The sequence below is a fragment of the Rhodococcus sp. YH1 genome (genome assembly GCF_009939605.1).
GTDB classification, from domain to species: Bacteria; Actinomycetota; Actinomycetes; order Mycobacteriales; family Mycobacteriaceae; genus Rhodococcus; species Rhodococcus aetherivorans.
This window is the reverse complement of record NZ_WVTE01000065.1, coordinates 1-21,656: the sequence shown is the minus strand read 5'-3', so window position 1 is coordinate 21,656 and position 21,656 is coordinate 1. Positions and strand designations below refer to the sequence as shown.

Genomic DNA, 21,656 nt, shown 5'->3' with positions numbered 1-21,656 from the left:
GCGGGTCACCCTAGCCGGGCGAGCCGGGCCACTCCCACCGCGCACGCGCATCCGACGAGCGCGGCCACCACCGCGACCCCGATGCCCGCGCTCGGCCCGGACCGGTCGATGACCTGACCGACGACGGCGGAGCCGACCGCGACACCGACCCCGAGTCCCGTGACCGTCCAGGTGATGCCCTCGGTGAGCCGGCCCGGCGGCACGATCCGCTCGGTCAGGGAGGTCGCGACGATCATGGTGGGGGCGACGGCCACCCCGGCCGACAGGTAGAGCACCGCGAGGGCCGGCACCGTGTCGGCGAGCAGCAGCGGCCACAGCAGGACCGCGACGGCCGCCGTCGCGCCGAGCAGCTGCCGCGTCAGCGGCGCCCGCAGCCGCACCGCCCCGAAGACGAGGCCGCCGAGCGCGGACCCGGTCGCGAACATCGCCAGCACCACGGTCGCGGCGCCGGGCGCGCCCCGCTCGGCGGTGAAGGCGACCCCGACCACGTCGACGACGCCGAAGATCGTGCCCATCGCCGTCATCGCCACCACCAGCACGACGAGCACCGGGATCCGCAGCACGCTCGCGCCGGGTGCCCCCGCGACGACCGGGCGTGCCGGGGGTTCGGTGCCGCGCTGGGCGGCGAGCGCGACCGTGCCGATCACCAGCAGCACCGCCCCGAGCAACGCGCCCGCCTCCGGGAACGCGGCGACGCTCAGCCCCACCGACAGCACCGGCCCGACGATGAAGCACAGCTCGTCGATCACCGCCTCGAGCGCGAACGCGGTACGCAACCCGTCGGTGCCGCGGAGCAGCTCGGTCCACCGGGCGCGGACCATGGCGCCGATCGTGGGCATCAGTCCCGCCGGGACCGCGCACGCGAACAGCAGCGCCTCGGGCGCCTCCCACCGCACCCCCGCCAGCATCGCGGCGGTCGCGGCCGCGCTGATCGCCGCGGCGACCGGCAGGACCCGGGACTGCCCGTGCCGGTCCGCGGCCCGCGAGACCAGCGGGGTGAGCGCCGCGTACGACAGCGCGAACACCGCGGCCAGGGCGCCACCGAGGCCGTAATCACCCCGCAACTGCGAGAACATCGTCACGATGCCGATGCCGACCATCGCGATCGGCAACCGCGCGACGAACCCCGCCAGGCAGAAGGCGGCGGCGCCCGGCGCGGTGAACAGTGCACGGTAGGAGCGCATTCGTGCCAGCATGCAGTACGTGAGCGTGCTGGTGTGTTTCCATGCCCATCCCGACGACGAGGTGTTCACCACCGGCGGGGTGATGCGCCTCGCCGCGGACGCGGGGCATCGGGTGGTGCTGGTCGTGGCGACGGACGGCGCCGCGGGCGAGGTCCCCGACGGGCTGCTCGGTCCCGGCGAGTCCCTGGTGCAGCGTCGCCGCGCCGAGCTCGAGGCGTCGGCGGAGACGCTGGGAGTCGCCCGCCTGGTGCCGCTGGGCTACGCCGATTCGGGCATGGCCGGGGCGCCGCAGAACGCGGACCCGGCCGCGTTCTGCAACGTCGACGTGGACTCGGCCGCGGCCCGGCTCGCGGCCGTGCTCGCGGAGGAGAGCGCCGACGTCGTCACCATCTACGACCCCAACGGCGGATACGGGCACCCCGACCACGTGCAGGTGCACCGCGTCGGCGCCCGGGCCCAGGAGCTGACCGCGCACCCGTCGGTGTACGAGGCGGCGATGAACCGGGACCACATCCGTCGCCTGCTCGCCGCCAACCCGGACGTGAGCCCGGACGCGTCGCCCCCGGACCTGGACACGTTCGGCCTGCCGGAGGCCGAGATCACCACCACGATCGACGTGTCCGCGACGATCCCCGCGAAACGGGCGGCGATGCTCGCGCACGCCTCACAGGTCGGTGACTTCGGGCCGATGCTGGCGATGACGCCGGAACAGCTCGCGAGCGCCTTCGGCCTCGAATGGTTCCGCCGGCGCGGCGCGGAGCCGACGCTGCAGGAGAACGCCCTGCCCCTGTGATCGACCCGACCGAAGAGGAGCGCGAATGGGCCACCACGTCGAGCTGAGCCGTTTCGTCGACGCACCACCCGACCGGGTGTGGCGGGTGCTGACCTCCGTCGACTCGGCCCCGCAGATCCTGAGCGGGGTGCAGGGTGTCGAACGGCTCGCGGGCGTCGGCTACGAGGTCGGCACCCGCTGGCGCGAGACCCGCACGATGTTCGGCAGGGCCGCGACCGAGGAGATGACCGTGACGGCCGTGGAGCCGGGGCGGCACACGGCCGTCGAGGCCGAATCCGGAGGTGTGCGCTACCGCACCGAGTTCGACGTGGCCCCCGAGCGGGCCGGCACGACGCTGACCGTGCGGTTCTCGGCCGACGCCGGCCGTCCGGGACGGATCCGGCGGGCGCTGACGGCGCTCGTCGCTCCCCTGGCCCTGCGGGCGACGCGTAAGGCGCTGCACCAGGACCTCGACGACATCGCGGCCGCGGCCCGGGCCGGGATCTGAGCGTCGTGTCGCTGTGCTCGAGCTACCGCGCCACCGGCGCCGACCTGCCCTTCGGTGATCCGCTGACGGCGCACGACGTCGCGATGGAGGGGTACTTCTGGCGGTTCACCCAGCCCGGGGCCGGACGGGTGGTGATCGCGCTGTGCGGCGTCAACCGGGCCGCCGACGGGTCGTGGGCGACCCTCGGCCTGGCGGCGCACCCGGGCAGATTCCTGCGTACGACGGCGCATCCGGAGGGGTTCGCCGACCCGCGGCGGCTCGGCGCGTCGGCGGGCACGGCGTTCCGCGGGGAGCCCGACCGGCTGCGCGTGGACCTCGGCGACGACGCACGCCTCGATGTGCGGGTGACGGCGCCCCGGCCGTGGCCCCGCCGCCGGTTCGGCGGATCCAGCGTCTTCCACGCGGTCCCCGCGCTCAACCAGTACTGGCACCCGTGGCTGCTCGACGGGCGAGCCGAGGGCGAGGCCGTGCTCGGGGGCGAGACGTGGAACCTGGACGGCGCCCAGGTGTACGCGGAGAAGAACTGGGGCCGAGGCGGATTCCCGGAGTCGTGGTGGTGGGGCCAGGCGCACGGCTTCACCGACTCCGCCGCGTGCGTCGCCTTCGCCGGTGGGCAGGTCCACGCCGGACCGCTGCGGACCGAGGTGACGGCGGTGGTGGTCGCCCTGCCGGACGGACCCGTCATCCGGCTGGGCAACCCCGTGGTCTCCCCGGTACGGGCCCACGTCGCCGACGAGCGGTGGTCGCTGTTCGGGCGCGGGCCGCGGTGGACCGTCGAGATCGAGGCGACCGCCCCGCTGAGCGCCGCGCACGTCCTGCCGGTTCCGCTGCCCCTCGAGCGCCGCAACGTGCCCGGCGCCCTCGAGCACCTCGCGGGCTCGCTGAGCGTGACCGTCCGCGACCGCGGCACGCTGGTCTGGGCCGACGAGTCGCCCCTCGCGGCGCTCGAGCACGGCGGTCTGGCCCGCGCGCGGGCCGAACTGGACCGGCGGGGTGCGCCGGCGGACGCGACGGACGGCCCGCCCCTGACCGGCGGCTGACCGGCGGCCCCGAATCCGCGCACCTCCCGGCCGTCCGCGCAGGAAATCGAATCGTCTGCGCGGATACCCATTCCGTGCGCGTATCAGACCAGCGCCCGGCGCATCGCGCCCAGCGGATCGGAGTACAGCGAACTCAAGGACACCACGCTCGCGGCGTGCGCCTGCACTCGGTCGCCGAATCCGGTGACCCGGACGTCGGCGCCCGACGGCGACGCGAGCGCGCGCGCGACGTGCGGTGCGGCCTCCGGGTACGCGGTGAACGCCTGGCCGCCGAGGATCACCCGGTCCGGGTTGAACAGGTCCCGGAGCATCGCGACGGACCGCCCCAGCACCTGTGCCCGCTCCACGAGGATCTCGTGGGCCTCGTGAGAACCGTTGCGGGCCAGCGCGTACAACGCGGCGACGGACGTGGCGCCCGCGTCGAGCAGGCCGGCGGACCGCGCCCGGGTCAGCACCGCACGGTCGGCGACGGTGGCCTCGAGGCATCCGCGGGCACCGCAGGCGCACGGCACGGACGATCCGGTGGGCAGGTGCGACACCGAGCCCGGGCCGCCGCGCGGTGTGTGCACCCGGCCGTCGAATGCGATTGCGATACCGACGGTTTCGCGAGCGTAGAAGTACAGGGTGGCGCCCTCGACATCGGCGGTGTCGCGGTCGGGGGTGAGCAGCAACTCGGAGGCGGCCATCGCCTCGACGTGCGCGGCGACGGAAACCGGCAGGCCCAGGCCCCGGCTCACCACGGCCCCGACGGGCGCATCCTCCCAGCCGAGCCGCGGGTGGTCCACGGTTCCGGTGGCCGAATCGACGCGGCCGCCGAGCGCGACGCCCGCCCACAGCGGCGTGCGCCGGTGCCAGCGCGACGCGAAGGCCCTGGCGCTGCTGGTGATCGCCCCGAGCGCCGCCTCCTGGCCGCCGCGCGGAGTGGGGATCTCCACCGCGCCGATCACACGCCCGCGCAGATCGCTCGCGACGATGCCGGTGACGGCCGCACCGATGTGGATGCCCACGGTCAGGTAGCGCTCGTGGTCGGTCTCGAACGGCACCCGGGGCCGGCCCACGGCACCGGACGCGGTCAGATCCGGCCGCTCCCGGAGCAGGCCCGCGGCGAGCAGCGCCGAGACCTGCCGGTTCACGGTGGCGATGCTCGCGCCCGTCGCCGTCGCCGCCTGGTCGCGGCAGATCGGCCCGCGCGCCGCGGCGACCCGGAACACCGCGGCGGCGGTGCCGTCGGCGATCTTCAGCTCGGGCGGCACGATCTGCACGCGCGTCGTCGATCGCACCCGGGCGGTGGCACTACGGGAACGGACGCCCGATCCGGATGTCGGGCGAATAACATTGGTGGACAGGACATTTGACGTAGCTACTGCAGTCACTGCGACTCTTCCTCGAGATCGGGTCCGCAGACCCGGGGCGTGGCAGGGAGGCGCCGATCCGCTCGATCGTGAGGCAGAGACCCACCGGCCGACGGCCGGGGGAAACGAAGCGGGGCGCGAAGGGCGGTGTCAGCGACAACACAGTTCGCGCGCCAGCGGCAGCCGCGAGCCCAGCGCGGCGGTCACGTAGGTGACCCGCGGAGCACGGAGACGGCGAGCTGGCATATCCGCAACCTAGCCGCCGCGCGCCACTGTGTCCAATCCGCACGGCGACGCGGCGGCAACGGTCCCGATCACGGTGACGGAAACCCTTACGCCGGCCCGCCGCCGGTGATGAGGTCGACGGCACCAACGTTCGATCTACGAAAGGTCCTCCATGTCCGTGGATTTCGATACCCGCACCGCCTCCGCTCGCGACGTGTCCGTGGTCCGTCTGGGCGGGCACATCGGGGCCCGCATCGACGGCGTGCGGCTCGGCGGCGATCTCGACGAGGCCACCGTCGAAGCGATCCGGCGCGCCCTGGCCGAGCACAAGGTGATCTTCTTCCGGGAACAGCACCACCTCGACGACGCGTCGCAGTACGCGTTCGCCGAGTTGCTCGGCACGCCGACCACCGCGCACCCGACGGTCACCTCGCGCGGGGCGCACGTGCTCCCGATCGACTCCGACTACGGCAAGGCGAACAGCTGGCACACCGACGTCTCGTTCGTCGACCGCATCCCGAAGGCGTCGATCCTGCGCGCGGTGGAACTGCCCGCCTACGGCGGTTCGACCACGTGGGCTTCCGGGGTGGCGGCCTACGAGGGCCTGCCCACCCCGCTGAAGACCCTGGCGGAGAACCTGTGGGCCACCCACACCAACCTGTACGACTACGCCGCCGAGAGCGCGGAGCACCTCCGCGACGGCGCCGACGAGCGGGTCGCCGAGTACCGCGCCGAGTTCCGGTCCGAGTATTTCGAGACCGAGCACCCGGTGGTGCGCGTGCACCCCGAGACCGGGGAGCGGTCGCTGCTGCTCGGCCACTTCGTCAAGGGCTTCGTCGGGCTGAGCGGCCGGCAGTCGCAGGCGCTGTTCCGGCTGCTGCAGGACCACCAGACCCGGCTGGAGTACACCACCCGCTGGAACTGGGCCGCCGGGGACGTGGCGGTGTGGGACAACCGCGCCACCCAGCACTACGCCGTCGCCGACTACGACGGCCTGCACCGCCGCCTGAATCGCATCACCCTCGCCGGGGACGTCCCGGTGAGCGTGCACGGCGAGGCGAGCCGGTCCGTCGCCGGCGACGCGAGCGCCTACTCGGTCGTCGAGGTGCCCCGGCCGCTCGCGTCGTGACGGACGCCGCGGTCGCGCGGACCCCCGCGCGACCGTATCCGGGGCACCCTAGGATCGCCTGCATGACGATTTCTCCCGATTCCCGCGTGGCCGTCGTCACCGGTGCCTCCTCCGGCATCGGCGAGGCCACCGCCCGAACCCTCGCAGCCCAGGGCTTCCACGTCGTCGTCGGCGCTCGCCGCGTCGACCGGATCGAGAAGCTCGCGGACGAGATCGGAGGCACGGCCCTCGAGCTGGACGTCACGGACGAGGACTCGGTGACCGCCTTCACGACGGTGCTCCCCCGGGTGGACGTGCTGGTCAACAACGCGGGCGGCGCCAAGGGCATGGCTCCGGTCGCCGAGGCGGACCTCGACGACTGGCGCTGGATGTGGGAGACCAACGTCCTCGGCACCCTGCGGATGACGAAGGCCCTGCTGCCGAAGCTCGTCGACTCCGGCGACGGCCTGATCGTCACGATCACGTCGGTGGCGGCGTTCCATGCCTACGACAACGGCGCGGGCTACACCTCCGCCAAGCACGCCCAGGCGGTGCTGCACCGCACGCTGCGCGGTGAGCTGCTCGGCAAGCCGGTGCGCCTGACCGAGATCGCGCCGGGTGCGGTGGAGACCGAGTTCTCCCTCGTGCGGTTCGAGGGGGACGCCGAGCGCGCCGCCAAGGTGTACGAGGGCATCACGCCGCTGGTGGCCGAGGACATCGCGGAGATCGTCGGTTTCGTCGCGTCGCGCCCGCCGCACGTGAACCTGGACCAGATCATCGTGCAGCCGCGCGACCAGGCCGGCCCCATGCGCTTCCACCGCACCGCCGAGTAGGAACCGGTGGGCATCGAGAGGGACGCCGGGCAACGCCGCCTCTCCCCGGGGCCGTTGCTCGACGTGCGGGGCCGTCTCGCCGAGGCCGGCTGGGCCGGCACCGAGGTCCGGGCCTACGACCGGTCCCGGGTCGCGGCACCGCGGTGGCGGATCAAGGAGTGGGACTACTACTGCGTGCTCGCCGACGGCGACGACGGCCCGTTCGGTCTCGCGCTGACCGTCGCCGACAACGGCTACATGGGCCTGCTCGGCGTGAGCTGGCTCGACCTGGCCGGCCGTGCGGACACCACCGAGAACGCGATGATCCCGTTTCCGCTCGGACGGCTGCGGTTGCCCGCCTCCGCGGACGCGGGCGATGTGGTGGTCGACCGGCGCGGAATGCGCCTCGAGTTCCGGCACGAGCGCGGCGCCCGGCGGCTGATCGTCCGGCATCCCGGATTCGCGGGCGGGCAGGGCCTGTCGGGCGAGGTGGTGCTCACCCCGCCCGGTGCCGAGCGGATGGTCGTCGCGATCCCGTTCCCCGGCGACGAGCGGGCGTTCTACTACAACCAGAAGATCCCCGGCCTCACCGCCGCCGGCACCATCACGGTCGGCGGCCGCGAGCACACCTTCGACCCGGCCTCCGCGTTCGGGGTGTTCGACTGGGGCCGGGGCGTGTGGACCTACGACAACACCTGGTTCTGGGCGTCCGCATCGGGACGGCACGAGGGGCGTCCCTTCGGGTTCACCGTCGGTCACGGCTTCGGCGACACCGCCGCCGGAAGCGAGAACATGCTCCTGCTCGACGGCGTGGCGCACAAGCTGGACCGGGTGCGGTTCCATCTGCCTCACGGCACCTACGACGGCGCGCCGTGGCGGTTCTCGAGCAACGACGGCCGGTTCGAGATGGGGTTCGAGCCGGCCCTCGACCGCGCCGCCGACGTGAACGCCCTCGTCCTGCGCTCGACGCAGCATCAGGTCTTCGGCCGGTTCACCGGCCACGTCACGCTCGACGACGGTGCCCGGCTCGAGGTGCGCGAGCTTCTCGGATTCGCCGAGAAGGTGCGCAACCGCTGGTAGTGCGCCTTGCCTACAGCGCGGACATCGACTGCCAGGTGGGCCAGTCGATCGCCCAGTCGTACAGGTCGCCGTCCGCGGCGGACAGCTCGATCGACGTTCCGGACACCTCGACCGGGTCGCCGTACATCGCCGTCGCGAAGTACTCCTGGGCGTCCCCGAGCGAGAGGTTGATGCAGCCGTTGGTGACGTTGGTCGCCCCCTGCTGGCCGAGGGTCGCGGGGTTGGCGTGGATGAACTCGCCGTTGTTGGAGATCCGCACCGCCCAGCGTTCCCGCACGTTCTCGTAGTACGGCGGGTTGGACATCAGGAAGTCCTCGTGCTTCTCGGTGACCACGTGGACGCCGCTGCGGGTGACGTTGCGGGCTTCGTTGCCCTGCCCGTAGCTCACCGGGATGTCCATGATCGTCACTCCGTCGCGCACCACCTGCATGCGGTGCGACGTGGCGTCGGCCACGACGACCTGGCTCCGGCCGACGGTGAAGTCGAGGGTGAGGTCCTCCGCCCCGTAGGCGCCGTCGCCGTAGTCGAGGCCGTAGAGCCGCGCGTCGAGGTGCACTGCCGTGCCCGGCGTCCAGTACTGCTGCGGGCGCCAGTGCGCGCGGGCACCGCCGTTGTCGTCGGGCAGCCACGCCCAGCTGCCGACGGTCGGCGGGTCGGTGCCGACCACCATGGCCTTCTCGACGGCGGCCTTGTCGGTGATCGGGCCGTCGAACTGGACGATGATCGGGGCGGCGATCCCGACCGGCTGCGCGTCGGCGATGTTCAGGTTCGCGGAGACGACCCGGTCGGGGTCGACCGTGTCGAAGCTGCCCTGGACGGCCACTGCCTCGCCGTCGGAGCCGACGGCCGTGCCGGACCAGCGGTAGGTCGCGCCGTACCCGAGCGGTTCGGCGACGGTGTAGCTGCGGCGGTCGGCGGCGAGGGCGCCACGCACGACGGTGCTCGTTCCGACGTTCGTGAGGGCGACCTCGGTGAGCTCGCCGTCGGTGACCGAGACGCGGATCGGGGTGGTGGGGTTCACGTCGGTGGCGCCGTCGGCGGGGTCGGTGACGATCGACACGACGGGCGCGGTGCCGGTGGGAACCGCACTCCCGCCGGGGCCCGACGAGCACGCCGCGAGCACCGCGACGAGTGCGAGCAGCCCGAACCACAACAACCGACGACTTCGTTCACCCAGGTGGAGCACTCCGACGAGGGTACGCCCGCCGCGCGGTCGCGTCGCAGCGCGGCGGCAGGTCCGGCAGACCGGCTCTCAGATGAAGCAACCCACGGTGACCGGCTCCGGCTCGAGCCGCACACCGAACGCGTCCTGCACGCCGTCGCGCACCTCCCGCGCGAGGGCCACCAGATCGGCGGTGGTCGCGGTGCCGCGGTTGGTGAGCGCGAGGGTGTGCTTGGTGGACAGCCGCACCGGCGCGCCGGGGCCGGGGAAGCCCTTGCCGAACCCGGCCCGCTCGATCAGCCATCCCGCGGAGAGCTTGGTGCCGCCACCGGCGGGGAACCGCGGGATCCGCACGTCGGGCCCGACGCGTTCCTCGACGGCCGCGAGCACGCGGGGCAGCTCGTCCTCGGCGAGCACGGGGTTGGTGAAGAACGATCCGGCGCTCCAGGTGTCGGGGTCGTCCGGGTCGAGCACCATGCCCTTGCCCCGGCGCAGGGCGAGCACCTGCTCGCGGACCTCCGCGGCCGGGCGTCGCTCGCCCTCCTCGGCGTGCAGGGCCGACGCCAGCTCCCGGTAGCCGATGGGGGCGCTGGCCCCGTCCGGCCGCACGGCCAGGTCGACCTCGAGGACCAGGGCGTCGTCGGAGTGCTTGAGGACACTGGTGCGGTACCCGAGCCCGAGGTCCTCGGGGCCGATCCACCGGACGTCGCCGCTGGTGCGGTCGAGCAGCCGCACGGCCCTCAGGATCGACCCGACCTCGACGCCGTAGGCGCCGACGTTCTGTACCGGGGTCGCACCCGTGGAGCCGGGGATGCCGGACAGGCATTCGAGCCCGCCGAGGCCCGCCTTCACGGTCAGGGCGACGACGTCGTCCCACCCGGCGCCGGCCTCGGCGCGCACGGTGTCCTCCCCCGGCTCGATCCCGGTGGTCGCGATGCGCACGACCACACCGTCGAACCCGGCGTCGCCGATCACCAGGTTGGAGCCGCCGGCCAGGACGAGGGTGGGGACGCGTGCCGCGTCGAGCAGGCGGACGACCTCGACGAGGGTGTCGGTGGTGGTGCACTCGGCGAGCAGCCGGGCCGGACCGCCGAGCCGCAGCGTGGTCAGCGTCGACAGCGGCACGTCCTCGGACACGGCGGCGCCCGCCTCGACGAGTTGGGCCCCAATACGCGGATCAGACACCCGCAAACGGTAGCGTGCCGATCATGGGCAGCCGCATCGACCATTACTCGCACTACGCGTTCCCCGTCGCCACGGTGCACGCGGCGCTCGTCGACGAGAACTACTGGCGGAGCCGCCTGGCGGAGATCGGCGGGCCGGGCGCGACGCTCGAGGACGTGCGCACCGGTGACGGGACGATCGACCTGCACATGACCCAGTCCATCCCGGCCGAGCACCTGCCGAGCTTCGTCACCAACTTCCATCCCGGCGACCTGGTCATCCATCGGCACGAGTCGTGGCAACCGGTGACCGGGGACCGCGCGACGGGCCGCTTCTCCGCGCACGTGGACGGGCTGCCGGGGAAGGTGGACGGCACCTCCACGATGGCGCCGGACGGCGCGGGCACCATCGTCGAGATCGACGGCGAGGCCGAGGTGCGGATCCCGTTCCTCGGCGGCAAGATCGAGGGCATCATCGTCGAGCAGATCGTCGAACTGTTCGACGTGGAGCGCACCTTCACCGCGAAGTGGCTGTCCGAGCCGCACTGACGAGGCCGTTGCGGGACGGTGACGATTTCCGTCGTTCGGTAACGAACCGGTAACCTCGCATGTCATGGCCCGGCGAATCGACTACTCCGCCCGCTATCCGTACAGCCCGGAGCAGGTGTACGAGGCGCTCTCGGACCGCGCGCACTGGGAGGCGCGCATCGTCGAGATGCGCAAGTACTCCGAGAACCACCTCGCGGAGTTCGAGGTGTCGGACGACGGCATCGACCTGGTACTGCACCACGTCCTGCCGCGCACGGAACTGCCCGAGATCGCCCAGACGGTGATGAAGAAGGACATGGTCATCACCCGTAAGGAGACGTACACCCCCTTCGGCGACACCATCACCGGCAGCTACCAGGCCTCGGTCCCCGCGGGTCCCGGCAGCCTCACCGGCACGATGGAACTGTTCGCCTCGGACGGCGGCAGCACCCTGCGCACCACCTCGGAGGCCAAGGTCTTCCTGCCGTTCATCGGCGGCAAGCTCGAGCAGCTCATGCTCGTCAACCTCGTCGACCTGTTCCGCACCGAGGCGGAGATCACCGCCGGCTGGCTCGCGCGCCGGTTCGGATAGTCCCCCGTGCGCGCCCCGCGCCCGGAAGGTGTCGTCACCCGCGGCACCACGGGCATCAACCGCCTGCGCCGCAGCGACCGCTGGCTGATGCACCACCCCGACGTCGCCCGCGTCCTGCACTCCCGGGACGACGCGCTCGTCGTCGACCTCGGCTACGGCGCGATGCCGGTGACCACCCTCGAGCTGGCCGCGCGGCTGCGCACGGTGCGTCGCCGCCTGCGGGTGGTGGGTCTCGAGATCGATCCCGACCGGGTGGTGCCGGGGCGGGACGGCGTGGAGTTCGCCCGCGGGGGCTTCGAGCTGGCCGGGCTCCGGCCGGTGCTGATCCGCGCGTTCAACGTGCTGCGCCAGTACCCGGAGGAGGCGGTGGCGCCGGCGTGGGATCGGCTGCGGTCCGGGCTCGCGCCCGGCGGGTTGCTGCTCGACGGCACGTGCGACGAACTGGGCCGGCGGTGCGCGTGGGTGCTGCTCGACGAGCACGGCCCGCGCACGCTCACGCTGGCGTGGAGCCCGTTCCACTCGGACACCCCGTCGGACCTGGCCGAGCGTCTGCCGAAGGCGCTGATCCACCGCAACGTGCCGGGGGAACGGATCCACGAGTTGCTGCAGGCGGCGGATCGGGCCTGGGCGTCGGCGGCACCGCACGCGGCGTTCGGACCGCGCGTGCGCTGGCGCGCGACGCTGGACCTGTTGCGCGCCCAGGGCGTGCCGGCGGCATCGAAACGCCGGCGGCTGCGGGACTGCGTGCTGACCGTGCCGTGGGACTTCGTCGCCCCGGCGCAGGCTCAGCCGGCCGCGAGCAGTGCCAGCTCGATGCGGTCCGCGACGGCCGCGGGCTGATCGGCGACCGCGGCGTGCAGCTGCGCCGAGGTCACCCGCCCGATGGCGATGGCGTCGCCGACGAGTTCGTCGAGGACCTCCTGGGAGACCCCACCCGCGGCGAGGTCGACGGCGGTCCGCGCGGGGGTGGTGATGCGGAAGCACCCGACCTGCTCGCAGTCCTGTGCGCGCAGCTGCCGGTGGTGCAGGGCGAGCCGGTTGCTCGGCACGGTTCGCTGGTCGGCCGTCGACAGGTGCAGGAAGCGGGGTTGCAGGTGCCCCATGCCGTGCAGGTCGGCGGCGCTCTGGTGCGAGACCACCGCCGCGCCCTCGTACCAGGCGCACCACTGCGCGAACTCGTCGAACTTCGTGTGCGGGCTGTCCCCGAGCCGGAACAGGTCCGATTCGATCCGGACCCAGTGCCCGGCCGCGATCCGGCCGACGAAGTCGATCGTGGCGATGCCGTGGGCAATGGCCTGGCGCGCGGTGAAGAAGCCCGCCTGCGCGAGCGCGGTATGTCGCAGGGCCTCGTCCGGATCCACCCGGCCGGAGGCGTCGTGTTCAGGTTCCGTCCAGCCCGTCATGCCGCCACAGTACCCGAACAACTGTGTCCCACCTCACACTTTCTGGTAGTGGGGCCGCATCTTCACAGACCTTCCTCAGAGTTCTTCGGAACAATCCGGAGCCATGACGAACCGGAAGCGCATCCCCTTCGCCACCATCGGCATCGCCCTCGCCGTCGCGCTGGTCGCGGTGCTCGTCGGCGCCGAGGTGTACGTCCGCAACCGTGCCACCAACTGCCTCGCGCAGTCGTTCGAGAGCGAACTCGGCACGAACGTCGACGTGGATCTCGGGTGGAAGCCGGTGCTGCTCTCGCTCGTGGACAAGCAGGTCTCGTCCGTCACGCTCGACAGCGACGACACGGCGTTCGGCCCCGCCCAGGAGATGCAGGTGCACGCCGTGGTCCGCGACGTGGATCTGCGGGAGAGCGCCGCCGGGGCCGGGACCATCGGCAGCTCGAGCGCCGACGTGGTGTGGCCGTCGTCGGGCATCCTCGCGACGGTGCAGACCCTGCCGCTCGGCTCGCTGATCACCGACGTCACCCCGGACGCGAACGCCGGCACCCTCCGCTTCACCGTGGGCGGCGCGGACCTGGCGGAGCTGACCGTGCGGCCGGAGGCCCGGAACGGGGCGATCGCCGTCGAGACGGTGGACGCGTCGCTGTTCGGCATCGGGTTGCCCACGGCACTGGTCGACGGCATCGTCCAGATCCTCACCGAGAGCCTGCAGCAGTACCCGCTGGACATGCAGGCGACGGCGGTGTCGGTCACCGACTCCGGGATCGCGGTGACGCTCGAGGGCGGCGCCTACACGATGCCGGAGGCCCCGGCCGGACAGCAGTCGCAGAACCAGCTCGACTGCTGAGGCCGCGGCCCGATACTCGCTGAGGCCGCGGCCCGGTGCTCACTCCGGCAGGTCGTCGAGCACCGCGCGGGTGCCGGACAGGCCGAGCCGGGTGGCGCCGGCCTCGATCATGGCCAGCGCCGCCTCGGCCGTGCGGATGCCGCCGCTGGCCTTGACGCCGAGCCGGCCGCCCACCGTCTCGGCCATCAGCCGCACCGCGTGCACCGACGCACCCCCGGCGGGATGGAACCCGGTGGACGTCTTGACGAAGTTCGCGCCGGCCCGCTCGGCGGACCGGCATACCTCGACGATCGCCTCGTCCGACAGCGCCGCGGACTCGATGATCACCTTGAGCACGGGCTCGAACCCGATCGCCTCCCGGACGGTGAGGATGTCGGCGAGCACGGCGTTGAAGTCCCCGGCGACGGCCGCGCCGATGTCGATCACCATGTCGATCTCGGCGGCGCCCTGATCCACGGCGAGCCGGGCCTCGGCGCCCTTGATCAGCGAATGGTGCTTGCCCGACGGGAAGCCCGCCACGGTGGCGACGACGAGTCCGTCCGCCCGCAGCGGCAGCATCGACGGCGACACGCACACCGACCAGACGCCGAGCTCGCGGGCCTCGTCGACGAGCGCGCGCACGTCGGCCCCCGACGCCTCGGGCTTGAGCAGGGTGTGGTCGACCATCGCGGCGACCCGGGCACGGGGGAGGGTGGTCTCCGGCATACCCGTCAGCTTTCCACAGCGATATTCCGTTGCCCGGCCCGACGCCGGTGTCCACACTGCTCTCGTGTTCATCCGACGAGAACTTCCCGCCGACGTCCCCGCGATCGGCGACGTGCACCGCGCCGCATTCGCGCCGCTCACCCCAACCGGCGCGGAGCCGGTCGAGCCCGGCCTGGTCGAGGCGCTGCGCGCCGGCCCGGCGTGGCTGCCCCGGCTGTCACTGGTCGCAACGGACGCCGAGGGCACGGTCGTCGGGCACGTGTGCGTCACCCGCGGCACGGTCGACGGCGAGCCGGCGCTGGCCCTCGGGCCGATCGGGGTGCTTCCGGAGTTGCAGCGCGCCGGCGTCGGGGGCGCTCTGATGCACGCGGTGCTCGGCGCGGCGGACGCCCTCGACGAACCGCTCGTGGTGCTGCTCGGGCACCTGGGCTACTACCCCCGTTTCGGGTTCGTCCCGGCCGCCGAGCTCGGTGTCGAACCCGACGTGCCCGAATGGGCGTCACACCTGCAGGCCCGCGCGCTCACCGCCCATCGGCCGCAGCTGCGCGGGGTGTTCCGCTACGCGCCTCCGTTCTACGAGATCGGCTAGCCCGAGCGGGCCGTCGGGGCAGCAATCGCGGTGTCGCGATGCGCTCGATTCGGCGTTCCCCGGGGTGGGAGGACTCACGTGTTCTCCGACGCCGCGGACGGCTGTGGTGCTGTGTGCAGCCGATCGAGGAAGTGGGCGAGGGCGGGGCTGATGCTGCGGCCGTGTCGTTCCGAACCGACCCGCCGAACGAGTTCTCGCACAGCGGGTCCGGTATCGAGCACCGGCTGAACCAAACCCGACCGTGCACACTGCTCGAGGACGGGCAGTAACACCCGTTCCGCTTCCGGGAGTGAGCCGACCGTGACAAGGCACTCGGTCAGCAACGAGCGGGCATAGAGGGATGCTCTGGGCCGGTCGGTGGCGCTGATCGACTCGGTGAGGATTCGGGCGCGCCGGCACGCGTGTGTCCGGTCACTGTCGGAGCCGGCGGCGAGCAGCAGCCGGATTGCCGCCTCTTCCGTGGTCTCGGCCGTGACCTGGGCGATCCCGTCAGGAACGTCGCTCGGAAGCCCGGGAGGAAAGGTGTCCGGGGAGACCTGCGATATCCCGATGCCCGTCCGGATACGCTCGTTGGTGATGTACACCGCCAGGCGGGGCAGTTGCAGTGACAGCGCCAGCCGTTCCCCTTCAGCCAGTCGCTCGGCGGCCTGTTCGTGCTGCCCCAGGCGATGCTTCAGGCGAGCGCCGATGACGTACGTGGCGAGCATGAACTCGACGGTTCCGCCTTCGGCGCCGAGGCTGTAGCTCTCGTCGAGCAGGCCTTCGGCCTCGGCGAGGTTTCCCTGTTCGTACAGCAATTCCCCGAGGAGGGCACCGGTGAGCCGGGAGCTGTAGGAATTGTCTTCGTCGGAAGCGGTGGCCAGGTGCATGGCGTGGCGCAGGCTCGTCTCGGCGCCGTCGAGATCGAGTTGTTCCCGTGCGGCCACTGCATCGAGGCAATAGCCGTAGATGACACTGAACGGCCCGGAGGCGCGGCGGTGATGCGGGCGTGCCCATTGCTGCCAGCGCCGGGCCTCGTCGAAGTCGAACCGCTGGATCTCGCGGAACGAGGCCACATCCGCGACACCGCACAGAATCCACGGGCGGAGTCTGTCGGCGCGGGCGATACACGCCTCGAGTGCCTCGTCGAGGTGGTCGAGACGGTCGTCGAAGACGGTGATGGTGGCCCGGATGAGATCGGCCTCGGCTCGGGCGTCAGCCTCTTCGTCGCCGGGCACGGTCGGCAGCACTGCCTCGAGGCGGCTGAGGGCGTCGTTGGCCGCAGCGCGGTGGTGCAGCAGTGCGTGTGCCCAGGCCACCGCCAGCTGCAGGCGTGGCCGCATCGCGCCGGCGGTCGTCGGTAGCTTGGTCTCCAACCCGAGCAGAGTGTTCATCCGGGATTGTTCGAGCAGTGGGATTGCTTCCCGCTCGACCACGTCGATCGCCGCGTCGTCGTCGCCGGCGGCGTGGAAATGATCGACCGCCGCGCTCAACAGGTGTTGATCGGCGAACCATCGGGCCGCGGTCCGGTGCAGCTCGTGCAGGCGTTCCGGGTCGCCTCGTTCGAGCCGGCGGCGTAGATAGTCGGTGAACAGGTGGTGGTAGCGGAACCACTGTCCCTCCTCGTCGAGCCGGGTGAGGAACAGGTCCCGTTCTTCGATGTCTTCGAGCACGGCCTGGGCGTCCCGGCGGCCGGTCAGGGCGGTGGCCAGGGCTGCGCACGTGCGTTCGCTGACCGCGGTGGCCAGCAGGAAGTCGAGCAGGTCCGGTTCGAGGCTGTCGAGGACGTTCTCGGCGAGGTACTCGCCGAGAGCGCGATGTCGGCCCGACAGCTGGCGGATGACCGTCCGGGGGTCATGGTGTTCGCGTATTGCCAGCGAGGCCAGCTGCAGGGCCGCCGCCCACCCGTCGGTTGTTTCCTCGAGCTCGGCAACGTCCTTGTCCTCCATGGTCAATCCGGTGGTACCGGTGAGCAGCTGGCGGGACTCGTCGACGTCGAAGCGCAGTGCGGCGGCGTCGATCTCGATCAGCTCGTTGTGCACGCGCAGGCCGCTCAGCGGCAGACCCTGCCGGGCCCGGCTGGTGACGACCAGCTGCAGGTGGTGGCACCCTTGCTCGAGCAGGAACCGGGCGATGGCCCGGCTGGCGGGGTTGGTCACCCGGTGCCAGTCGTCGAGGACCACCGCGATGTGCTGCCCGCCCGCGTGTGTCCGGTTGATGAGGGTGGTCAGCACGAACCGCTCGGCACCCTCCCCGTGTGCCTCCAGGACACGGGTCAGCTCTCTGCCCAGCCGGGGCAGGGTCACCGTGACCGCATCGACGAGATGCGCGAGAAACCAGGCGGGGGTGTTGTCGTCTTCGTCGATCGACAACCAAGCGGTCTTGCCGCCGTCGTGCTCGAGCATCCGCACGTACTGGGTGGCCACGGTGGTCTTGCCGTATCCGGCCGGGCCGTGGATCAAGATCAGCCGTGCCCGGGTCGCGGTACTGAGCCGGTCGAGCAGCCGGGTGCGCTGCACCATCGCGTGAGCCGCGACCGGGGGGCGGTACTTGGTCGCCACGGCGGGCGGGCGAGCAGGCACGGACGCACCGGCCGAAGGGTCGAGGCGCAGATACGCCGCGGTCGCGGGGGATTCGCGACTTTCCGGCTGCGGTGGGCTCTCCTCGTCCCAGACCAACGGCAACGGCAGGTCGGCAACGGTGTAACCGAGGTCCGCCCCGGCGCTGCGCAGCGCCTCCCCCAACCCCGCCGCCGTGCCGAAGCGGTGGGCGGGCTCACGGGCCATCGCCTGCTCGATCACCGCACACACACCCTCCGGAACATCCCGCTCGCGCAGATCCGGGATCGGTTCGGTGCTGATCCGCAGCAGCTGCGCCACCAGTTCCTCCCCGCGGCGCCGCGTGTAGGCCGGCCGGCCGGCCAGCGCGGTGAACAAGGTGGCGCCGAGTCCGTAGACGTCCGAGGCGACCGACGGAGACTGCCCGTGCAGCAGCTCCGGCGCGGTGTAGGCGGGAGAGCCCACCACCAAGCCTCGCGTGGTGTCCTGCCGATCCGACAGCCGGGCGATCCCGAAATCGGTCAGTTGCGGTTCGCCGTACTCGGAGATCAGGATGTTCGCCGGTTTGACGTCGCGGTGCAGGACACCCGCCCGGTGTGCCGTCTCGAGCGCCCCGGCCACCTTGATGCCGATGTCGAGAACTTCGGCAACCGTGCGGGCCCCGCGCCGGTTGATCCAGGCCTCGAGGGAGTCCCGGCGGTGGAACGGCATCACGATGTAGGGACGCCCGGTACGGGTGACGCCGGCCTCGAGCACGTGCACGATGTTCGGATGCCCCGACAGCCGGCCCATCGCCTGCTGCTCGCGCAGAAACCGCACCCGGTCGGTCTCGTCCGGACTGGGGCTCATCACCTTGACCGCGACCACCCGGTCGAGGGCGGGCTGACGACAGCGGTAGACGATGCCGAAACCTCCCTGCCCTGCCACCCGCGGCTCGACGAAACCGGCCGCGCTCAACTCGTCCGCAAGCTCCCTCGGAGGCGGATCAGCGGGACGTTCGGCGGCGTCACCGGACACCGTGCACCCGGTCTTCGGACCGAGTCCGGCACGGCAGTAGGTGCACCACGGCACTCCCGGGAGCCGGTTCTGCCGGCCGGTGCTCTGCGGACTTGATCATGACGCCACCTCGGATTGCTTCCGATTCTAGGCGCCACCCGCAGAAATTCACTGGCGGTGGGGAGCGCGAGGGCCTGGGCGCACTGCCCATCGGGACAGGCCGATCTGATCGTTCGGCCAGTTCGTCGGCAAGTCGGCGGACTTTACGGTGGATCCGGCAACGACCGTTGACGGTCGGGCAGGACCAGCTGTGTTCGATGAAGATGCGAGGGACCACGTGTGCGATTGGAAGGCCTACCGCGGTGCGCGTTCCTGTGGTGCAGGCTCACGCCCAGAGGTATTCGGGTCGGGGACACGTGCAGTGAGCCGACCGACGGTACGAGCCTGACGTGAGTGAGGGTTTTCGGATCGACCGCGTCTGCGTTCGACGAGCACGGCCCCCGGGGCCGTTCTTCGCCGATCCCGGAGAAACGAACGTCTGGCTGGTCGGCGACGACCGGGACGTGGTGGTCGTCGATGCGGGTGGTCGAGCCACCGACATCGCCGACGCGGTCGGTGACCGATGTGTCACCGCGGTGATCTGCACCCAGGGTGGCCGGGCCCACGTCTCGGCCGCGGTCGACGTGGGCGTGGGACTGTGTGCTCCGATCCTGCTGCATCCGGCCGACCACTCGTTGTGGCAGGCGGCGCACGGGCAGCGTCGCTATTGGCGACTCGACGACGGGCAGCGCATCGCCGTCGCCGGTGAGGAGATCCGGGTGCTGCACACTCCGGTCGCCACGCCCGGGTCGGTGTCGTTGCATCTTCCGCACCTGGGCGTGGTGTTCACCGGCGACGTCCTCCGGCACGGGTGTGAAGCGCCCGGACACACCCCGACGCCGAGCACGGCGCCCGGGCCACTGTCGGCGTTACCGGCCGACACCCGAGTTCACCCCGGCCACGGCGACAGTTTCCTTCTCGGCGAGGCGTTCTCGTCGACCGATCGATGGGTGCGACACAGCGCATGACGAACACCACGGACCGGCACGTCTTCGACGAGAACGACATCCAGATCACCGACCCCAAGTCCTACGCGGCCGGGGTGCCCGCGGTGCTGGTGTCGCTGCGTCGTGGTCTCGAGCAGATGGGCCCGCTTCGCACCGCCCGCACCCTGGCCCGGCTGAACCAGCGGCACGGCTTCGACTGCCCGGGGTGCGCCTGGCCGGAGACCCCGGGGCATCGCAAGGCCGCGGAGTTCTGCGAGAACGGCGCCAAGGCCGTCGCCGAGGAGGCCACCACCCGGAAAGTCGGCCCGGAGTTCTTCGCCGCCCATTCGATTCCGGAGTTGCTCGCGCAGACGGACTTCTGGCTCGGGCAGCAGGGCCGGCTGACGCATCCGATGATCATCCGACCGGGCGGGGCGCACTACGAGCCGATCGGCTGGGACGAAGCCTATGCGGTGATCGCCGAGCACCTGCGTGCCCTGCCGAGCCCGGACGAGGCGATCTTCTACACCTCCGGCCGCACCTCCAACGAGGCGGCATTCGTCTACCAGCTGATGATCCGGTCCTTCGGCACCAACAACATGCCGGACTGTTCGAACATGTGCCACGAATCCTCCGGCACCGCCCTGACCGAGACCATCGGCATCGGCAAGGGCTCGGTGTCGGTCACCGACCTCGAAGACGCCGACCTGATCCTCATCGCCGGCCAGAATCCCGGCACCAACCATCCCCGCATGCTCTCCGTGCTCGAGAAGGCCAAGGCCAACGGCGCCACGGTGATCGCGATCAACCCCCTGCCCGAGGCCGGGTTGCTGCGGTTCAAGGACCCGCAGAAGGTGAACGGCGTGCTCGGTGACGGCGCACAGATCGCGGACGAGTTCCTGCAGATCCGCATCGGCGGGGATCAGGCCCTGTTCCAAGGCCTGGCCAAGCTGCTGCTCGAGGAGGAGGACCGTCGGCCGGGCACCGTGCTCGACCGCGAGTTCCTCGACAGCCGGTGTGCCGGGTTCGAGCAGTGGGCCGAGCACATCCGGGCCGTCGACCTCGCCACGGTGCTCGAGGCGACCGGCCTGACGCGCGAGCAGATCGAACAGACCGCCCGCGCCCTGATCGCCTCGAACGCCACCATCGTGTGCTGGGCGATGGGCCTGACCCAGCAGACCCACGGTGTGGCCACCATCGAGGACGCCGTGGCCTTGTTGCTCATGCGGGGGATGATCGGCAAACCCGGAGCGGGGGTGTGCCCGGTGCGCGGGCACTCCAACGTCCAAGGCGACCGGACGATGGGGATCTGGGAGAAGATGCCCGAGTCCTTCCTGCAGGCTCTGGACGACGAGTTCGGCATCCGTAGTCCCCGCAGGCACGGCCTCGACGCGGTCGATTCGATCCGCGCCATGCGCGACGGCGACGCGCACGTGTTCATGGCGATGGGTGGCAACTTCCTCTCCGCGACCCCGGACACCGATGTGACCGCCGCCGCGCTGCGCAACTGCGCGCTGACGGTGCAGATCTCGACCAAACTCAACCGCAGCCACCTCGTGCACGGGCGCACCGGGATCATCCTGCCCTCGCTCGGCCGCACCGACAAGGACGTCCGCAACGGCCGCAAACAACTGGTGTCGGTGGAGGATTCGATGTCGGTGGTGCATCTTTCCCGCGGTGGCCTGACGCCGGCCGGCGAACAGTTGCGCAGCGAGGTCGCCATCGTCTGCGAGCTCGCGCAGGCATTGTTCGGACCGGATCACCCGGTGCCGTGGCGCGCGTTCGCCGACGACTACGACGCCATCCGCGACGCCATCGCCCGCGTCGTGCCCGGGTTCGACGACTTCAACACCCGGGTCCGCCGACCGGACGGGTTCGTCCTGCCGCACCCACCCCGCGACGAGCGCCGCTTCCACACCGCCACCGGAAAGGCGAACTTCGTCGTCAACGACCTCGACTGGGTACCGGTGCCCGAGGGCCGGCTGATCCTGCAGACCCTGCGCTCCCACGATCAGTACAACACCACCATCTACG

The 21,656-nt window shown here is 71.7% G+C and carries 20 protein-coding genes; 13 read left to right on the top strand and 7 right to left on the bottom strand.

What is annotated here, in order from left to right; genetic code table 11:
- Window positions 1–5: 5 nt before the first annotated feature.
- Window positions 6–1,196: an MFS transporter gene (locus AIIKEEIJ_RS06785; RefSeq protein WP_037201057.1), complete on the bottom strand. Its 1,191-nt coding sequence runs from the start codon at window positions 1,194–1,196 to the stop codon at window positions 6–8.
- Between AIIKEEIJ_RS06785 and AIIKEEIJ_RS06780 the strand changes: the two genes are divergently transcribed.
- From AIIKEEIJ_RS06780 to AIIKEEIJ_RS06770, 3 genes are read left to right on the top strand one after another with little or no spacing between them, the layout of a single operon-like run.
- Window positions 1,195–1,977 (top strand): PIG-L family deacetylase, encoded by a 783-nt coding sequence (locus AIIKEEIJ_RS06780; RefSeq protein WP_006942308.1) that lies wholly within the window; start codon window positions 1,195–1,197, stop codon window positions 1,975–1,977. The two genes, AIIKEEIJ_RS06785 and AIIKEEIJ_RS06780, sit on opposite strands and share 2 nt — an antisense overlap.
- Before the next feature lie 25 nt (window positions 1,978–2,002).
- Complete coding sequence (locus tag AIIKEEIJ_RS06775) at window positions 2,003–2,464, top strand: SRPBCC family protein (RefSeq protein WP_029545173.1); 462 nt, start codon at window positions 2,003–2,005, stop codon at window positions 2,462–2,464.
- 5 nt (window positions 2,465–2,469) lie between these two features.
- On the top strand, window positions 2,470–3,504 hold the full coding sequence (locus AIIKEEIJ_RS06770; RefSeq protein ID WP_161995268.1) for a tocopherol cyclase family protein: 1,035 nt from the start codon (window positions 2,470–2,472) through the stop codon (window positions 3,502–3,504).
- An 83-nt stretch (window positions 3,505–3,587) separates the two neighbouring features.
- On the opposite strand, the gene AIIKEEIJ_RS06765 is transcribed toward AIIKEEIJ_RS06770, so the two are convergent.
- A complete protein-coding gene (locus tag AIIKEEIJ_RS06765) occupies window positions 3,588–4,835 on the bottom strand; it encodes an ROK family protein (protein ID WP_443217094.1) in 1,248 nt (415 codons plus the stop codon).
- Window positions 4,836–5,253: 418 nt separating this feature from the next.
- Here AIIKEEIJ_RS06765 and AIIKEEIJ_RS06760 point away from each other — a divergent pair, with 418 nt between their 5' ends.
- The 3 genes from AIIKEEIJ_RS06760 to AIIKEEIJ_RS06750 all read left to right on the top strand — a co-directional run bounded on the left by AIIKEEIJ_RS06760 (window position 5,254) and on the right by AIIKEEIJ_RS06750 (window position 8,081).
- Window positions 5,254–6,210, top strand: coding sequence for a TauD/TfdA family dioxygenase (locus tag AIIKEEIJ_RS06760; protein WP_161995267.1), 957 nt, complete (start codon window positions 5,254–5,256; stop codon window positions 6,208–6,210).
- Between the two features lie 62 nt (window positions 6,211–6,272).
- A complete protein-coding gene (locus tag AIIKEEIJ_RS06755) occupies window positions 6,273–7,022 on the top strand; it encodes an SDR family NAD(P)-dependent oxidoreductase (RefSeq protein ID WP_006946542.1) in 750 nt (249 codons plus the stop codon).
- A gap of 6 nt (window positions 7,023–7,028) precedes the next feature.
- Entirely contained in the window at window positions 7,029–8,081 is a 1,053-nt protein-coding gene (locus AIIKEEIJ_RS06750; protein WP_161995266.1) for a DUF2804 family protein, read from the top strand.
- Between the two features lie 10 nt (window positions 8,082–8,091).
- Here AIIKEEIJ_RS06750 and AIIKEEIJ_RS06745 read toward each other — a convergent pair whose 3' ends face one another.
- Together AIIKEEIJ_RS06745 and AIIKEEIJ_RS06740 are read right to left on the bottom strand one after the other, a co-directional pair.
- Window positions 8,092–9,267, bottom strand: a complete 1,176-nt coding sequence (locus AIIKEEIJ_RS06745; protein WP_443217093.1) for a L,D-transpeptidase — start codon at window positions 9,265–9,267, stop codon at window positions 8,092–8,094.
- Window positions 9,268–9,333: 66 nt separating this feature from the next.
- On the bottom strand, window positions 9,334–10,380 hold the full coding sequence (locus AIIKEEIJ_RS06740; protein ID WP_338020915.1) for a UDP-N-acetylmuramate dehydrogenase: 1,047 nt from the start codon (window positions 10,378–10,380) through the stop codon (window positions 9,334–9,336).
- 71 nt (window positions 10,381–10,451) lie between these two features.
- Between AIIKEEIJ_RS06740 and AIIKEEIJ_RS06735 the strand changes: the two genes are divergently transcribed.
- The 3 genes from AIIKEEIJ_RS06735 to AIIKEEIJ_RS06725 all read left to right on the top strand — a co-directional run bounded on the left by AIIKEEIJ_RS06735 (window position 10,452) and on the right by AIIKEEIJ_RS06725 (window position 12,366).
- Window positions 10,452–10,955, top strand: a complete 504-nt coding sequence (locus tag AIIKEEIJ_RS06735; protein ID WP_006946535.1) for a DUF2505 domain-containing protein — start codon at window positions 10,452–10,454, stop codon at window positions 10,953–10,955.
- Between the two features lie 64 nt (window positions 10,956–11,019).
- Window positions 11,020–11,526, top strand: a complete 507-nt coding sequence (locus AIIKEEIJ_RS06730) for a DUF2505 domain-containing protein (protein ID WP_006946528.1) — start codon at window positions 11,020–11,022, stop codon at window positions 11,524–11,526.
- A 6-nt stretch (window positions 11,527–11,532) separates the two neighbouring features.
- The gene (locus AIIKEEIJ_RS06725) at window positions 11,533–12,366 is read left to right on the top strand and encodes a class I SAM-dependent methyltransferase (RefSeq protein WP_161995264.1); all 834 of its coding nucleotides are present in this window, start codon (window positions 11,533–11,535) and stop codon (window positions 12,364–12,366) included.
- Here the strand turns inward: AIIKEEIJ_RS06725 and AIIKEEIJ_RS06720 are convergent.
- Window positions 12,312–12,929, bottom strand: coding sequence for a type IV toxin-antitoxin system AbiEi family antitoxin domain-containing protein (locus AIIKEEIJ_RS06720; protein ID WP_029545192.1), 618 nt, complete (start codon window positions 12,927–12,929; stop codon window positions 12,312–12,314). The two genes, AIIKEEIJ_RS06725 and AIIKEEIJ_RS06720, sit on opposite strands and share 55 nt — an antisense overlap.
- Window positions 12,930–13,032: 103 nt before the next feature.
- Here AIIKEEIJ_RS06720 and AIIKEEIJ_RS06715 point away from each other — a divergent pair, with 103 nt between their 5' ends.
- Window positions 13,033–13,770, top strand: a complete 738-nt coding sequence (locus AIIKEEIJ_RS06715; RefSeq protein ID WP_161995263.1) for an LmeA family phospholipid-binding protein — start codon at window positions 13,033–13,035, stop codon at window positions 13,768–13,770.
- Window positions 13,771–13,809: 39 nt separating this feature from the next.
- Here the strand turns inward: AIIKEEIJ_RS06715 and deoC are convergent, their stop codons facing one another.
- Window positions 13,810–14,475: a deoxyribose-phosphate aldolase gene (gene deoC, locus AIIKEEIJ_RS06710; protein ID WP_161995262.1), complete on the bottom strand. Its 666-nt coding sequence runs from the start codon at window positions 14,473–14,475 to the stop codon at window positions 13,810–13,812.
- Window positions 14,476–14,539: 64 nt separating this feature from the next.
- Between deoC and AIIKEEIJ_RS06705 the strand changes: the two genes are divergently transcribed.
- Window positions 14,540–15,064 carry a GNAT family N-acetyltransferase gene (locus AIIKEEIJ_RS06705; protein ID WP_161995261.1) on the top strand — a complete coding sequence of 175 codons (525 nt, stop codon included), beginning with the start codon at window positions 14,540–14,542 and terminating at the stop codon, window positions 15,062–15,064.
- Between the two features lie 74 nt (window positions 15,065–15,138).
- Here AIIKEEIJ_RS06705 and AIIKEEIJ_RS06700 read toward each other — a convergent pair whose 3' ends face one another.
- Window positions 15,139–18,558, bottom strand: a complete 3,420-nt coding sequence (locus tag AIIKEEIJ_RS06700; RefSeq protein ID WP_161995260.1) for a protein kinase domain-containing protein — start codon at window positions 18,556–18,558, stop codon at window positions 15,139–15,141.
- A 488-nt stretch (window positions 18,559–19,046) separates the two neighbouring features.
- On the opposite strand from AIIKEEIJ_RS06700, the gene AIIKEEIJ_RS06695 reads away from it, so the two are divergent.
- Window positions 19,047–19,664: an MBL fold metallo-hydrolase gene (locus tag AIIKEEIJ_RS06695; protein ID WP_161995259.1), complete on the top strand. Its 618-nt coding sequence runs from the start codon at window positions 19,047–19,049 to the stop codon at window positions 19,662–19,664.
- A partial coding sequence (locus AIIKEEIJ_RS06690; protein ID WP_161995258.1) for an FdhF/YdeP family oxidoreductase occupies window positions 19,661–21,656 on the top strand: 1,996 nt, incomplete at its 3' end. The genes AIIKEEIJ_RS06695 and AIIKEEIJ_RS06690, both read left to right, overlap by 4 nt.

Excerpts from the sequence above, each read along its gene's own strand:
- AIIKEEIJ_RS06780 (WP_006942308.1), top strand. The coding sequence starts at position 1,195 with ATGCAGTACGTGAGCGTGCTGGTGTGTTTCCATGCCCATCCCGACGAC.
- AIIKEEIJ_RS06785 (WP_037201057.1), bottom strand. The coding sequence starts at position 1,196 with ATGCTGGCACGAATGCGCTCCTACCGTGCACTGTTCACCGCGCCGGGC.
- AIIKEEIJ_RS06775 (WP_029545173.1), top strand. The coding sequence starts at position 2,003 with ATGGGCCACCACGTCGAGCTGAGCCGTTTCGTCGACGCACCACCCGAC.
- AIIKEEIJ_RS06760 (WP_161995267.1), top strand. The coding sequence starts at position 5,254 with ATGTCCGTGGATTTCGATACCCGCACCGCCTCCGCTCGCGACGTGTCC.
- AIIKEEIJ_RS06755 (WP_006946542.1), top strand. The coding sequence starts at position 6,273 with ATGACGATTTCTCCCGATTCCCGCGTGGCCGTCGTCACCGGTGCCTCC.
- AIIKEEIJ_RS06735 (WP_006946535.1), top strand. The coding sequence starts at position 10,452 with ATGGGCAGCCGCATCGACCATTACTCGCACTACGCGTTCCCCGTCGCC.
- AIIKEEIJ_RS06730 (WP_006946528.1), top strand. The coding sequence starts at position 11,020 with ATGGCCCGGCGAATCGACTACTCCGCCCGCTATCCGTACAGCCCGGAG.
- AIIKEEIJ_RS06720 (WP_029545192.1), bottom strand. The coding sequence starts at position 12,929 with ATGACGGGCTGGACGGAACCTGAACACGACGCCTCCGGCCGGGTGGAT.
- AIIKEEIJ_RS06715 (WP_161995263.1), top strand. The coding sequence starts at position 13,033 with ATGACGAACCGGAAGCGCATCCCCTTCGCCACCATCGGCATCGCCCTC.
- deoC (WP_161995262.1), bottom strand. The coding sequence starts at position 14,475 with ATGCCGGAGACCACCCTCCCCCGTGCCCGGGTCGCCGCGATGGTCGAC.